Source organism: Microbacterium sp. NPDC058269 (genome assembly GCF_042881445.1).
In the GTDB taxonomy this organism is placed as follows: Bacteria; Actinomycetota; Actinomycetes; order Actinomycetales; family Microbacteriaceae; genus Microbacterium.
Genome location: NZ_JBHVXT010000001.1, coordinates 1,317,404 through 1,330,348, shown reverse-complemented (window position 1 = coordinate 1,330,348; position 12,945 = coordinate 1,317,404). Strand labels below are relative to the sequence as shown.

At 68.0% G+C, this 12,945-nt stretch carries 13 protein-coding genes; 6 read left to right on the top strand and 7 right to left on the bottom strand.

Translation table 11 applies throughout. The features are described from left to right. Positions 1-19: 19 nt before the first annotated feature. Positions 20-727 carry a hypothetical protein gene (locus ACFVWL_RS06595; RefSeq protein WP_387180074.1) on the bottom strand — a complete coding sequence of 236 codons (708 nt, stop codon included), beginning with the start codon at positions 725-727 and terminating at the stop codon, positions 20-22. Between the two features lie 255 nt (positions 728-982). Here ACFVWL_RS06595 and rpsF point away from each other — a divergent pair, with 255 nt between their 5' ends. Genes rpsF through rplI form a run of 4 tightly spaced genes read left to right on the top strand, consistent with a single transcriptional unit; the run spans position 983 to position 2,656 of the window. Next, on the top strand, positions 983-1,351 hold the full coding sequence (gene rpsF / locus ACFVWL_RS06590) for a 30S ribosomal protein S6 (protein WP_017829852.1): 369 nt from the start codon (positions 983-985) through the stop codon (positions 1,349-1,351). 5 nt (positions 1,352-1,356) lie between these two features. Continuing rightward, positions 1,357-1,881: a single-stranded DNA-binding protein gene (locus tag ACFVWL_RS06585; protein WP_387180071.1), complete on the top strand. Its 525-nt coding sequence runs from the start codon at positions 1,357-1,359 to the stop codon at positions 1,879-1,881. 56 nt (positions 1,882-1,937) lie between these two features. Further along, on the top strand, positions 1,938-2,192 hold the full coding sequence (gene rpsR, locus ACFVWL_RS06580) for a 30S ribosomal protein S18 (protein WP_017829850.1): 255 nt from the start codon (positions 1,938-1,940) through the stop codon (positions 2,190-2,192). Between the two features lie 11 nt (positions 2,193-2,203). Next, complete coding sequence (gene rplI / locus ACFVWL_RS06575; RefSeq protein ID WP_387180068.1) at positions 2,204-2,656, top strand: 50S ribosomal protein L9; 453 nt, start codon at positions 2,204-2,206, stop codon at positions 2,654-2,656. Between the two features lie 74 nt (positions 2,657-2,730). On the opposite strand, the gene ACFVWL_RS06570 is transcribed toward rplI, so the two are convergent. Beyond that, positions 2,731-3,429, bottom strand: a complete 699-nt coding sequence (locus ACFVWL_RS06570; RefSeq protein ID WP_387180065.1) for a helix-turn-helix transcriptional regulator — start codon at positions 3,427-3,429, stop codon at positions 2,731-2,733. 73 nt (positions 3,430-3,502) lie between these two features. Here ACFVWL_RS06570 and ACFVWL_RS06565 point away from each other — a divergent pair, with 73 nt between their 5' ends. Continuing rightward, positions 3,503-4,243 (top strand): alpha/beta fold hydrolase, encoded by a 741-nt coding sequence (locus tag ACFVWL_RS06565; protein WP_387180063.1) that lies wholly within the window; start codon positions 3,503-3,505, stop codon positions 4,241-4,243. A 121-nt stretch (positions 4,244-4,364) separates the two neighbouring features. On the opposite strand, the gene ACFVWL_RS06560 is transcribed toward ACFVWL_RS06565, so the two are convergent. Then, a complete protein-coding gene (locus ACFVWL_RS06560; RefSeq protein ID WP_387180060.1) occupies positions 4,365-7,973 on the bottom strand; it encodes an efflux RND transporter permease subunit in 3,609 nt (1,202 codons plus the stop codon). A 314-nt stretch (positions 7,974-8,287) separates the two neighbouring features. Here ACFVWL_RS06560 and ACFVWL_RS06555 point away from each other — a divergent pair, with 314 nt between their 5' ends. Beyond that, positions 8,288-9,019: a GntR family transcriptional regulator gene (locus tag ACFVWL_RS06555; protein WP_387180054.1), complete on the top strand. Its 732-nt coding sequence runs from the start codon at positions 8,288-8,290 to the stop codon at positions 9,017-9,019. Positions 9,020-9,061: 42 nt separating this feature from the next. Here the strand turns inward: ACFVWL_RS06555 and ACFVWL_RS06550 are convergent, their stop codons facing one another. From ACFVWL_RS06550 to ACFVWL_RS06535, 4 genes are all read right to left on the bottom strand, one after another. Continuing rightward, positions 9,062-9,634, bottom strand: coding sequence for an RES domain-containing protein (locus tag ACFVWL_RS06550; protein ID WP_387180052.1), 573 nt, complete (start codon positions 9,632-9,634; stop codon positions 9,062-9,064). A gap of 71 nt (positions 9,635-9,705) precedes the next feature. Next, on the bottom strand, positions 9,706-10,491 hold the full coding sequence (locus ACFVWL_RS06545) for a hypothetical protein (protein WP_387180050.1): 786 nt from the start codon (positions 10,489-10,491) through the stop codon (positions 9,706-9,708). 155 nt (positions 10,492-10,646) lie between these two features. Continuing rightward, complete coding sequence (kynU, locus tag ACFVWL_RS06540; protein ID WP_387180049.1) at positions 10,647-11,921, bottom strand: kynureninase; 1,275 nt, start codon at positions 11,919-11,921, stop codon at positions 10,647-10,649. A gap of 29 nt (positions 11,922-11,950) precedes the next feature. Further along, positions 11,951-12,943: an amidohydrolase family protein gene (locus tag ACFVWL_RS06535; RefSeq protein ID WP_387180047.1), complete on the bottom strand. Its 993-nt coding sequence runs from the start codon at positions 12,941-12,943 to the stop codon at positions 11,951-11,953. Between the last annotated feature and the right edge of the window lie 2 nt (positions 12,944-12,945).

Sequence of the window (12,945 nt, the reverse complement as noted above, 5' to 3'; positions counted from 1 at the left end):
CGCACTGTCACCGCGGCGATCAGAGCGGTGCGACGATGTCCTGCTTCACGTCCCACTCGGTGACTTCCTGAACGCTCTCGATCTTCTGTCCCTCGACCTCGGTGGAGGCGTTGGCAGCGAGGACCACGTAGTCGGCGGTCACCTCGAAGATCATCGTGACGCTGGTGCCCTGCGACTCGGTCGAGCCGCTGAGCAGGAACACGTCCTGGCCGAGGCGCGTGCTCGTGCCCGTCACGGTGTACTCACCGGACAGCGTGTCGGCCACACCCATCGGGTCCGATGCGTCGACAGCCTTGGCCGCGGTGCTGAGCGTGCTGATCTCCTGGTCGCTGGAGTTCTCGTCGGCGACCTGCCATTCACCCGTCGCCGACTTGACCCAGGCGTCGTCGCCGATCACGATGACCGAGCCGAACGATGTGCTGGTCTCGACCGCGTCGTCGGCCGGGTTGTAGCGAGTGGTCGACTCCATGCCCAGCGTCGTCATCGTCGCCGAGAAACCGGCGGTGTCGGTCATCGCCGCGGTGACGCACTCCGCGAGGGTGGCGCCGTCGACGGTCGCACCCTCCTTCAGCTCGGGGCAGTCCGTCTTCGGGGCTTCCGCCTCCTGGGATGCTCCGGAGCTGGGCTTCTTCTCGGCGGTCGTGTCCGCCCCGCTCCCGGTGCATCCGGTGAGCAGCACGGCGGCGGCGAGAACGATGCCGACCCCCCACTTGTTGTTGACGCGCATCGCGTCCCCCCTCTGGTCCAACGCCCGATGACCGTCATCGGGCACTCTTTCCAGCATGCCAAAGCCCGGGTCCCGTTCCCGTCAGTGGCAATGGCCGTGTCGGACTCCGTTCGCGGCTGTCGCTCTCTTCCGCTAGACTGTCAAGGTTGTCTGTCTCGCGGCGTCCATTCGGGATTCCAGAGGCCGGCACGTGCACACACCCTCCTGCTCCCGGGAAAGTCCCGAGAGCCGTTCTAGTCCGAAGGAGGTGGGTAAGTGACGCACCAGTACGAACTCATGGTCATTCTGACCCCCGAGATCGACGAGCGCACGGTCGCCCCGACGCTCGACAAGTTCCTGAAGGTCATCACCAACGATGGTGGCTCGATTGACAAGGTCGACATCTGGGGCAAGCGCCGTCTGGCTTACGAGATCCAGAAGAAGACCGAGGGCATCTACGCCGTCGTCAACTTCACCGCTACCAGCGAGGCCACGCAGGAGCTCGACCGTCAGCTGAAGCTGAACGAGCAGATCATGCGCACCAAGGTTCTCCGCTCGGAAGAGGCTCAGGCGATGGTCGCTTCGGAGGCTAAGCGCTCCGAAGAGAAGGCTGCTCGCAAGGCCGCCAAGGCTGCGAAGGCCTAAGGTCCATGGCCGGCGAAACCGTCATCACCGTGGTGGGAAACCTCACGGCCGACCCCGAGCTGCGCTACACGCAGAACGGGCTGCCGGTGGCGAACTTCACCATCGCATCGACGCCTCGGAACTTCGACCGCGCCGCGAATGAGTGGAAGGACGGCGACGCGCTGTTCCTCCGTGCATCCGTGTGGCGTGAGTTCGCCGAGCACGTGGCGGGTTCGCTGACGAAGGGCATGCGCGTCATCGCGCAGGGCCGTCTGCGTCAGCGCTCCTACCAGGACCGCGAGGGCAACCAGCGCACTGCTATCGAGCTGGAGGTCGACGAGATCGGCCCCTCGCTCCGGTACGCGACCGCGCAGGTCACCCGTGCGGCCTCGACCGGCGGCGCCGGCGGTGCCGGTGGTGCCGGTGGCGGTGGACAGTCCCGTCCCGCGCAGCAGCAGGTGTCGGAGGAGCCGTGGTCCACGCCCGGTTCGTCGACCAGCGCGGATGCCTGGAGCACTCCCGGCAGCTTCGGCGACGACACCCCGTTCTGAACAACTTCTGGATCCGGCCTGCACGGCCGGCATCCGCTCATCACTAAGGAAAAACTATGGCTGGAAAGTCGAGCGGCGACCGCCGCAAGCCGCGGAAGGGTGGCAAGCCCACCGCTCCCGCGAAGTCCATCCGGGTCGGTGTCATCGATTACAAGGATGTCGCCACCCTTCGCAAGTTCGTCTCGGAGCGCGGCAAGATCCGTGCCCGTCGTATCACCGGTGTCTCGGTGCAGGAGCAGCGTCTGATCGCCACGGCGATCAAGAACGCGCGCGAAATGGCGCTCCTGCCCTACGCTGGCGCCGGCCGGTAAGGGGTATCGAGATGGCAAAGCTGATTCTCACGAACGAGGTCGCCGGGCTCGGTAGCGCCGGTGACGTGGTCGAGGTCAAGAACGGGTACGCCCGCAACTTCCTCATCCCGCAGGGCTTCGCTACGGCGTGGACCCGCGGTGGCGAAAAGCAGGTCGCATCGATCCAGGCCGCGCGTCAGGCACGCGCGATCCACGATCGTGACGACGCTCTCGCGCTGAAGAACGCTCTCGAGGGCACCAAGGTGCGCCTCACGGTCAAGGCCGGCAAGGAGGGTCGTCTCTTCGGCTCCGTCAAGACCGACCACGTCGCGGATGCTGTCGCAGCCGCCGGCCTGGGCTCGATCGACAAACGCAAGGTGCACATCACGTCGCCCATCAAGGTGACCGGTGAGCACGAGGCGACCGTGCGTCTGCACGACGACGTCACCGCAGTCATCACGCTGCTGGTCGTCGCCGCCAAGTAAGGCACGTCGAGAACGCCCCCTGTCCTTCGGGACAGGGGGCGTTCTGCATTCGTCGGCGCGATCGCCCGAGCGGATCACCGGCTCCGACCGTGCACCGGCCTGGCGTTCGTCGGGGGTTCGCCGACCTCTTCGACGGTGTGTCCGCTGCACGCCACCTTCGTGACACCGGCCCGCTCGACGCGCGACACGGCGAACCATCTCATGGCGTCGCGCAGTCGGCACCATCCGACCAGATACCACTGGCCGCTCGTGGAGGCGAACAGCACGGGTTCCACGTCGCGGGTCGTCGTGCTCCCGTCTCGTGCGGTGTAACGAATGCGGACGACCCGCTGCTCGGTCATCGCCTCCTCCAGTGCCGACCGGATCGCGCGTGAGGCTGTGCGGGGCGCATCGACCCAGACACGGTGGGCCAGATCGTCGGCTCGTGTACGGGTGCGGGGATCGAGGACATCGACGATCTTCCGCACACCGGCTGCGGCCAGATCGGCATACGGGGCATCGGGTGCAGCAGATACGGCCGCCATGAGCGCCACCGCCTGCGCAGCTGAGAGGCTGACGGGCGGCAGGGATGCGCCCACGGCCAACCCGTAGCCACCGCCTGGCCCCGGGCGCGACCACAGGGGTGCGCCACTGCGCTCCAGCGCAGCAAGGTCGCGCTTCACCGTGCGTACCGAGACTTCGAACTCCCGTGCCAGACGCTCGGCGGAGGTGCCCCGTGATCCGCTGCGACGCAGCATCTCCGACAGGGCGTGCAGGCGCTCTGCGCGCTTCATGGTGCAGCCTGTGCGAGATTCATGACATAAATAGTGACACACACCTGCCTGTGGCGCGGAGCAGGCTGGTGTCATGACACAGACGACGAGCAGTCCGAGCATCATCCTCATCGCCGGCCACTGGCTGGGTGCGTGGGCGTGGGACGAGGTCCTCGAACACCTGAACTCCGACCGCTCTCGTGCGGTCGCGATGACGCTGCCGGGCCTCGACCCGAATGATCCCGGCCGAGTGACGAGGACACTCGAGGATCAGGCCGACGCGATCCTCGAGGTGTTCGCCCGCATCGGAGTCGGGGAGGATCACCGCGCCGTCATCGTCGCGCACAGCGGTGCGAACGCGCCCGTCAGCCTGATCCTCGATCGGCACCCGGGGCTGGTCGCTCGGGTCGTGTGGGTCGACTCCGGGCCCGTGGCGAACGGAACGGTCTTCGCGCCCGACCTTCCGGAGGAGGTGGAGGAGCTTCCGTTGCCGCCCTTCGAGGAGCTGGCGCAGCAGGCGAGCCTCGACGGGTTGAGCGCAGAGCCGCTCGAGCGGTTTCGCGCCAGGGCCGTCCCTGAGCCCGGCCCTGTGCTTCGTCAGCCCGTCGAGCTCGCGAACGGCGGCGGCCGCGCCGTCGCGACGACCCTGGTGTGCTGCTCGATCCCCAGTGCGCAGCTGCGGGAGCTGGCCCGTGAGGGGCATCCCATGTTCGCTGAGGTCGCGAAACTCGAGCACCTCGAGGTCGTGGACCTCCCGACGGGACACTGGCCCATGTGGAGCCGCCCGGGCGACCTCGCCGAGGTCATCCGGTCAGCGGCTTCGTACGACGATTGAGCCAGCACCACCGGATCATGCACGGATGTCGGAGGATGCTGCGATGACGGGAGGTTCCCGCAGATCCGTATGGAATCCGCGGGAACCTCCCGTCGTGTGCAGCACCCACCGGAGGCCCGGTCTACTCCCGGTCGGCCGCGACCTCGAAGATGTCGGTCGAGGTCTCGGACGAAGCGGCGCGTCGCTCCTCGCGACGGACCCGTCGTTCGGCGCGCTTGGCGATCCTGCGATCCCGACTGCGCTCCACGAGCGTGTAGAGGACCGGCACCAGGACGAGCGTGAGCAGCGTCGACGACACGAGCCCGCCGATCACGACGATCGCCAGCGGCTTCGAGATGAACACCCCGCCGCCCGTGAGCCCGAGAGACATCGGGACCAGCGCGAAGATGGTGGCGGCAGCCGTCATCAGGATCGGGCGCAGCCTCAGACGCGTCCCGTGCTCCACGGCCTCGTCGAGGTTCGCTCCGGCTTCTCGGAGACGGTTCACGAAGTCCATGAGCACGATGGCGTTCGTCACCACGATGCCGATCAGCATCAGGAGTCCGATCAGGGCGGGGAGGCCCATCGGGGTTCCGGTGAGGAGGAGCCCGAGAATCGCGCCGGTCGCCGCGAACGGGATCGAGATGAGAAGCACGAGCGGTCCGCGGAAGTTGCGGAACGTCGCCACCATCACCAGGAGCACGAGCACGATGGCGGCGAGCATGGCCAGACCGAGCTGGCTGAAGGCCTCGTCCTGCTGCGCGGACGCACCGCCCTGTTCGAAGGTGACCCCCGCCGGCAGATCGGTCTCGGCGATCGCCTTGTCGATCGCCCGGCTGGCTGCCGCAAGGCCGCCCTTCACCGGGGTCACGGTCAGAGTCACCTGACGCTCGCCTTCGGCGCGCGTGATGGTCGGAGCAGTCAGCTCCTCCTCGACGGTCGCGATCGCGGCGAGGGGGATCGCCGTACCCGTGACCTCGGCGGCCGCCTTCTGCTCCGCCTCGGCCGCTTCGGCCTCGACCTGCTGAGCGGCGGCGTCGGTGCGGCTCTGGCGCAGGGCCTTGATCTGCTCGTCTGCCGCCGTGACGCCGGACTGCGCACCTTCGATCGCACCCTGCAGCGCGGAGAGCTGCTCGGCGCGCTCCGTCTGTGCCGTGAGGACGGCCTCGTCGTCGGGATCGAGCGGATCAGCGGGGACGATGGGCGCCGCCGACAGTTCCGCAAGCTGCCTGTTCAGGGTACCGATCTGCCCGGCGAGCTCCGCACGCTGCTTCGTGGCCTTGTTGATCTGCGAGTCGAGTTCGTTCTCGGCTTTGGTCTTCGCCTCGTCCGCTTTGGCGTCGGCCTTGGCCTTGAGGGCGTCGGCGGCGGCCTTCTGCGCCTCAGCGGTCTGCTGCGCCGTGACCGGGAGCATGATCTCGCTCAGAGCGTCAGCGGTGCGGGCCGAGCCCGGTGTGCGCACGACGATGTCGCGTTCCTGGCCCTCGAACATGAGGGTGCCGACCGTCGTGCCGGAGAGCGCTCCCTGCACGGCCTTCGCGATCGTCGCCCGGTCGAATCCGAGGCGCGCGGCCAGCGGCTCATCGACCTTCACGCGCAGCACGGGCTGCTCGCCGGCGAGCTCGCTCTTCACGGACCGGACTCCGTCGGCATCGGCGAGCTGCTTCTCGAGCAGGTCGCTGGCCGTGCGCAGAGCCGCGGGGTCATTGCCCTGGATCGCCAGGGCGATGCCGTCGCCGGCCCCGGCGAGCGAGGCGTCCTGCGACGCGAGCTCGATGTCGCCGCTGTCGGGAAGCCCGTCGAGCGCCTTCTGCACCTTCGACTCGACCTCGGCGACGTCGGCGCCGTCCTTCAACTGCAGGTCGTAGGTGATGGAGGTCGGCGTGCCCGGAGTGGGGATCGGAATCGAGGTGGTGATGTCGGCGATGCCCGCGACCTCACCGAGCGTCTTCTCGACCGGCTCCGCCGCGGCGACAAGATCGGCCGTGGCCTCCTTCGGGGGCGTCTGGACGACCTGCAGGCTCGCCTGGCCGGACGACCCGAGGAAGTCGGTCTGGATGAACGGCGTCATGCCGAGGGTCGCCACGAGCAGCAACCCGGAGGCGACCAGGGTGATCACGGGGTGCCGACGGGTCGCATTCAGGGCCGGCATGAACGTGCGCTGCAGGCGGTCGGGAGCGGTGTGGATCTCGTCGAGGTCGGACGGCGCCTCGCTCTCGGGCGCCACGACAGCGGCATCGGCGGCTGCGGCGGCGTCGGGGGCGGCGTCTGCGGCACGGTGCTTCGGCGCCTTGTTGAGGAACCACGAGGCGAGCACGGGCACGATCGTGAGCGACACGACGAGCGAGGCGAGGAGGGCGATCGACACGGTCACCGCGAACGGGCGGAACAGCTGACCGGCGATGCCCGAGACGAATGCGATCGGCAGGAAGACGGCAACAGTGGTGAGGGTCGACGCGGTGATGGCACCGGCGACCTGGCGCACGGACCCCACGATGCCGTCGATCGTGAGCGGGCTGTCTCCGCGCCTTCTCGAGATGTTCTCGATCACCACGATGGAGTCGTCGACGACGCGTCCGATGGCGATCGTCAGGGCGCCGAGGGTGAGGATGTTGAGCGTGTTGCCGCTCCACCACAGGCCCACGAGGGTGATCAGCAGCGACAGGGGGATGGACACGGCCGCGATGACCGTCGAGCGCCACGAACGCAGGAACGCGAGGATCACGAGCACCGCGAAGAGGAGTCCGAGCCCGCCCTCGACGGACAGGTCGTGGATCGACTGCTCGATGTAGGGCGCCTGGTCGAAGATCGTGACGAAGTCGGCCTTGAGGATCGGAGCGAGCCGGTCGAGTTCGGCGTTGACTCCGTGCGAGATGTCGACCACGTTGGCACCCTGCGACGGGATGACCTGGAGCGTGAGCGAGGGGTTGCCGTTGACGCGCGAGATGGTCTGCGCCGGCACCTTCTCGATCGAGACGTCGGCGAAGTCGGCGACCGTGACGGCGCCGTCGGGTGTGGGCACGGAGAGGGCCTGGATGTCTTCCAGGGTGGCGAGCCGCGCGCCCACGGTGATCGAGAGCGGGCCTTCGGCGGAGTCCGCCTGTCCGGCGGGGAGCGCTGCGCCGTGGGACTCGAGGAGTGGCCCGAGAGTCGAGGTCTCGACCTTCAGGCGTGTGACGTCTGCCGGGCGGAGATCGATCGTGATGCGCTGGGTCTCCTGGCCGGCGAGCGTGACGTCGCGAACCCCCGGAACGCCCTTCAGCGCGGGGACGACGGTCTGCTGCAGCGCGTCGCCGAACGCCTCCTGATCGCCACTGGTGCCGGCGCTCAACACCATGGCCGGCAGGTCGCCGGCACCGCCCGACGCCACCTGAATCTCTGTGCCGGATGGGAAGTTCGGCTTCAACGACTCGGTCGCACTGCGGATCGTGCGCAGGGTCTCCTCGTCGTTCTCTCCGAACGACCACTCGACGAGGATCTGCGCCCCGCCGCTGGAGGTCGTCGAAGTCACGCTCGTCACGCCGGGAACGGCCCGGACCGCCTGCTCGACGGGTTCTGTCACGCTGCTCGCCATCTCCTCGGGCGCAAGGCCCTGCGACTGCGCGGAGATGTACGCCATCGGGGCCTGGAGCGACGGCATCAGCTCCTGCTTGAGCGACCCCATCGATATGAGGCCGAGGGCGACGATGGCCAGGGTCGCGAGCGACAGGATGAGACGGTTCTTGAGGCTGCTGCGCGTGAGGAACGACATGGAGCGGTGAGGTGCTTTCGGCTGGGTCGCGGTGGCAGGCGAAGACGCATACCGCGACGCGGAAGCCGCCTGTCGTCACCCGACTCCCGACATTCCGCGCCGAGTCCTGTGGTTCCGGCTCAGCGCGACGAGAGGCGACTGAGCTTCGGCGACACGATCGACAATTCGAGCCTGCCGGGTCGCGCGAGCCGAGACATCCTCCCGCGGGTTGATCCTCGTCCCCCCGCGGGTGGACGTGACTGCCGTGACGGCGCGCGTCCGATTTTGGATCCAGAATGCAGAGTTCGCGGGGATGATCCGATACTCTCGCTCCCATGGTGCAATCAGGGAACGCCGCGTCGCCCAAGGAACGGGCCGAGGCTCTGCAGAAGCTCGCGCAGCGACACGGGGCCGGATACCGGTCGGTGGGCGCGATGGCCTACGACATCATCCGCGACGCGATCCTCGACGGCACGCTGCCCCCCGGCATGAAGTTGCGGCAGGAGACGCTGGCTGAATCCATCGGGATCTCGAGGCTGCCGATCCGCTCCGCGCTGATCCAGTTGGAGGCCGACGGGCTCGTGATCTTCCATGCCCGTCGGGGGGCGATGGTGCGCGCGCTGTCGGTCGAGGAAGCCACGGAGGTCTATCACCTGCGGACGCTGCTCGAGAAGGATGCACTGCGCCTGGCGATGGCGGAGATCACGCCGGAACGGGTGAGCCGCCTGCGGGAGCTCGCGAAGACCGCAGATGACATCTCGGAGGGTGGCGAGTTCGTCGAGGCCCGCACCGAGTTCTATGCGACGCTCTACGACGCCGAGGCCCGCCCCGTGATGTGGGAGATGATCGAGCAGCTGCGACTCAAGCTGGGGCGCTATGTGCTCGGCTGGCGGCTGGTGTCACCCGGCGCGCACGACCACTCGCACGGCGAGCTGATCGATGTCGTGGCGGCCGGAGATGCGGACGAGGCTCTGCGCGTGCTCGAGTCGCACCTGAATCACGTGCGCGACGGGGTCATCGCACTGCTCGAGGCTGCAGCGATCGAGGCCGCGGGCGACGGAGCCTGACACGCGCGAACGACTCGGGGCGCGGCTGCAGCGATATGGACGTCAGACCGACGTGAATCCGAGCTCTCGCACGCTGAGATCGACGATCATGTCCGCAGACGCATCGACGAGCATCGCGTGGAAGGCGGGTCGAGCGGGGAAAGCCTGGATGCGCTCCGTGCGGCTGAACAAGGTGACCATCGGTTGATTGTTGATCGAGGACAGGTGGTAGAGCCCATCGATCTCGGCACCGAACTGCTGGTCTATCGCCCGAGCCCAGTCGCAGGTGCGCTCCTTGTCATCCATTTGCATCGAGGCGGCACTCCCGTTGAGTACGGGCCAGTTCGATGTGAGGTCGATGAGCCGCAGCGGTCGGGAGGGCGTCCAAGACACGAGTGCGTTGCCATCCAGTGCACGATCGATGACCCGCGTCTCTTGGTAGACCTCGCCTAGCGCGGTGTGGGGCAGCGTGGCGGCGTAGAGCACGCCGGAGTCGGGGTGGATGCCCTGGGGAATCGGATGTGGGTCGAAGCGCATGTTGTCGGCGGGTCCGAAGTGACGCAGCTCGTTCCACGCCTGCGGATGGTTCCCTGCTGTGTGGAAGACGCGCCACAGTGGAGCCTGGAAATCGACCACGTGCCTCGTCTGATCGAGCTTCAAAACCGCTGGAGGCGACGGAACCTTGGGGGACTTCGGCGGAAGTGCCGTCATCGCTGCTTGATCCCGTTGAGGATCGCGACGATCGAGTCGGGATCACCGCCGATGAGCAGCCACTCCGTCGGCGTCAACCGCGCGGTGCCTTCCCCGCGCAGACTCTCTTGCGGAGTCGTCATGAAGCCTTCGACGGACGCTGCGTGCCATCCCTCGGGGAACGAGTTCACCACAGTCGACAGGTGCGGAAGCACCATCTTCGTGCCGTCAATGAACTGCCACTCGGGGTACAGGCGGGCTCGGCCGACGAGGAATCCGTAGAGTCCGTTCTTGGCCTGACGGTGACGGACCCGAGAACTGTCGATCCCGAGCTTCTCGGCGACCTGATCCGTCGTGAGGGTCCGAGTGATCGCCCGCATGCGGGTGTCACGCTCTTGGGACGCGAGGACGCCGGTGGCGACACGCCGCTCGGTTCCGGCGAACTGCTCAGGTGTGAACGCGCCGGACCTGACGAGGTAGTCGGCCTCGGCCTCCGTGAGACCCGCGCCGATGGGCTCACGAGCCTTCACGAGGTCGGTGACCTCTTGAAGGATCGCGCTGACCCAGGCGGATGCGGCGCCGGCGCCCTGCGCTGTGCTGACGAGTCGTTCCACACTGCGGTGGATCTCGTTCTCATCGATCACAGGAGAGTCGACGCGACCGTTGCGGGATCTCACGTTGATGCCCCCGCTCCCGCCGCGCGGCGCGGCGACTTCGTGGCCGCCGTCGGAAGGGGTGCGAACGTGTTCGTGACCGGTCGTGTACGAGTGGTGCGTGCCGGAGTGTCCTGCTGTCGCTGCCATGTCGTGCTCCTTTCAGCCCCTGAGATGGCGGGCGAGTGCGCACTCTGAATCCTAGCGCAGAAATACCGTGCGCGGATGTGCCTTCGCCTGAGAATCAGGATGCCGCGCGCACGAAAGGGGACGCCATGGGGCGCGGTCCCCTTTCACATACCTACTCAGGTGACGGTGCCGCGACGCGCGAACCGCGGCTCGCGCCAGATCTCGCTGTGCAGCACGTCCTCCAGTGCATCGATCGCATCCCACACGTCGGTGTAGGAGGTGTAGAGCGGCGTGAACCCGAAGCGGATGAGGTCGGGCGCTCGGAAGTCGCCGATCACCCCGCGCTCGATCAGGGCCTGCATGACCGCGTAGCCGTCTTCGTGACGGAGCGAGACCTGGCTGCCGCGACGGGCGGATTCCCGCGGGGTGACCGGCTCGATGCCCCAGCGCGGTGTGAGGCGGGTGTCGACGAGGGACATGAAGAGCTCGGTCAGTCGCAGGCTCTTCTCGCGGAGCAGCTCCATGTCGACGTCGTCCCAGATGTCGAGGCTCGCCTCGAGTCCCGCGACCGACAGCAGCTGAGGCGTGCCGACGCGGAAGCGCTCGATGCCCGCGGCGGGGGCGTAGTCGACGGTGAAGTCGAAGGGCTTGGCGTGACCGTGCCAGCCGGTCAGGGCCGGACGGGCAAAGTCGTGGTGCCGGGCGGCGGCCCAGATGAACGACGGCGAGCCGGGGCCGCCGTTGAGGTACTTGTAGGTGCAGCCGACCGCGAAGTCGGCCTCCGCTCCGTTCAGGTCGATCGGCACCGCGCCGACGCTGTGGCACAGATCCCAGACCACGAGGGCACCGGCGGCATGCACCTTGCGTGTGACCTCGGCCATGTCGTGCATCCGCCCGGTACGGTAGTCGACCTGGGTGAGCACGACCACCGCGACGTGATCGTCGAGCACGTCGTCGAGGGTGGGACCGTCGTCGGAGATGAGGCGGCGCTCCAGCGGAGTGCCGCCGCCGAGCAGCTCCTGTACCGCCTCCAGCATGTAGAGGTCGGTGGGGAAGTTGCCGCGTTCCGCGACGATCACGCGTCGGCCGGGGCGGAGCCGGACCGCCGCGACCACCGCCTGGAACAGGCTCGCCGACGTCGAGTCGCCGAGCACGACCTCGCCGACATCGGCCCCGATCAGGGGTGCGATGCGGTCGCCGATCGTGCGCGGCTTGGCGAACCATCCGGCGTCGTTCCAGCTGCGGATGAGGCCGGTGCCCCACTCCTCGGTGATCACGCGCTGCAGGTGGGCTGCGGTAAGCCTCGGCAGCACGCCGAGCGAGTTGCCGTCGAGGTAGATCACGCCGTCGGGCAGCACGAAGCGGTCGCGCATCGGCGCCAGAGGATCGTTCTCGTCGAGGGCCGTGCAGGTCGCGCGGTCGATGACGGGGCGGGTGGAGGTGGTGCTCATGAGGCGGGTCCGTTCGAGGTCGTGCGGGGTCAGCGCCCCAGGAATCGCAGGGCGTTGTCGCGGCGGATGGCGCTCTTCTGCGCGTCATCGAGGAAGTCGGCCCGGTCGACGACGCTGCCGACGGGGCGCTCGCCCAGGGGGTAGGGGTAGTCGCTGCCGACCATCACCTGAGAGGCGCCCAGAGTCTCGACCAGCACGCGCAGGGCCACGGGGTCGAACACCACGCTGTCGACACTGAAGCGGTCGAGGTAGGCCGACGGCGGGCGCTCGCTGACCCCGATGAGGTCGGGCCGCTGCTGCCAGGCGTTCTCGAACCTCCCCAGCCAGAACGCGAACGATCCGCCTCCGTGCGCGAACGCCAGGCGAAGAGTCGGCGGTACCCGGTCGAACACTCCGCCCAGGATCATCGCGATGATCGACAGGTGCGTCTCGGCGGGCATGCCGGTGAGCCAGCGCGCCATCCAGCGGTCCAGGCGGGGGGAGCCCGGCATGTCCCACGGATGCACGAACACCGGGATGCCGCTGTCGGCGCAGTGCTGCAGGAACATCACCATGCCCTCGTCGTCGAGGTCGCGGTCGCCGACGTGGTTGCCGATCTCGACGCCGGCGTGACCGGAGGCGATGGCACGGTCGGCCTCGGCGCACGCGGCATCCGGATCCTGCAGCGGCACCTGCGCGAACGGGATCATCCGATCGGGGGCCGGGGCGCAGATCTCCAGGGCGAGGTCGTTGAAGATGCGGGCGACCTTGACGGCCTCGGCGCCCGACTTGTCGTACGAGAAGAACAGCGGGGTGGGGGAGACGACCTGCATCTCGACACCGTCGGCATCCATGTCGGCCAGGCGCACGGACGCGTCCCAGCAGTCGTCGCCGACGCGTCGGAACTCGGTGTCGCCGAGCATGATCATCGCCTCGCGCTCGGAGTCCACGCGCAGGGTCGGCCAGAGACCCGGCCCGACCTGTGTCGACAGGTCGGGCCAGGAACTCGGCACGAAGTGCGTGTGGACGTCGATCGTGCCCAAGG

Excerpts from the sequence above, each read along its gene's own strand:
- ACFVWL_RS06595 (WP_387180074.1), bottom strand. The coding sequence starts at position 727 with ATGCGCGTCAACAACAAGTGGGGGGTCGGCATCGTTCTCGCCGCCGCC.
- ACFVWL_RS06585 (WP_387180071.1), top strand. The coding sequence starts at position 1,357 with ATGGCCGGCGAAACCGTCATCACCGTGGTGGGAAACCTCACGGCCGAC.
- rpsR (WP_017829850.1), top strand. The coding sequence starts at position 1,938 with ATGGCTGGAAAGTCGAGCGGCGACCGCCGCAAGCCGCGGAAGGGTGGC.
- rplI (WP_387180068.1), top strand. The coding sequence starts at position 2,204 with ATGGCAAAGCTGATTCTCACGAACGAGGTCGCCGGGCTCGGTAGCGCC.
- ACFVWL_RS06570 (WP_387180065.1), bottom strand. The coding sequence starts at position 3,429 with ATGAAGCGCGCAGAGCGCCTGCACGCCCTGTCGGAGATGCTGCGTCGC.
- ACFVWL_RS06565 (WP_387180063.1), top strand. The coding sequence starts at position 3,503 with ATGACACAGACGACGAGCAGTCCGAGCATCATCCTCATCGCCGGCCAC.
- ACFVWL_RS06560 (WP_387180060.1), bottom strand. The coding sequence starts at position 7,973 with ATGTCGTTCCTCACGCGCAGCAGCCTCAAGAACCGTCTCATCCTGTCG.
- ACFVWL_RS06555 (WP_387180054.1), top strand. The coding sequence starts at position 8,288 with ATGGTGCAATCAGGGAACGCCGCGTCGCCCAAGGAACGGGCCGAGGCT.
- ACFVWL_RS06545 (WP_387180050.1), bottom strand. The coding sequence starts at position 10,491 with ATGGCAGCGACAGCAGGACACTCCGGCACGCACCACTCGTACACGACC.
- kynU (WP_387180049.1), bottom strand. The coding sequence starts at position 11,921 with ATGAGCACCACCTCCACCCGCCCCGTCATCGACCGCGCGACCTGCACG.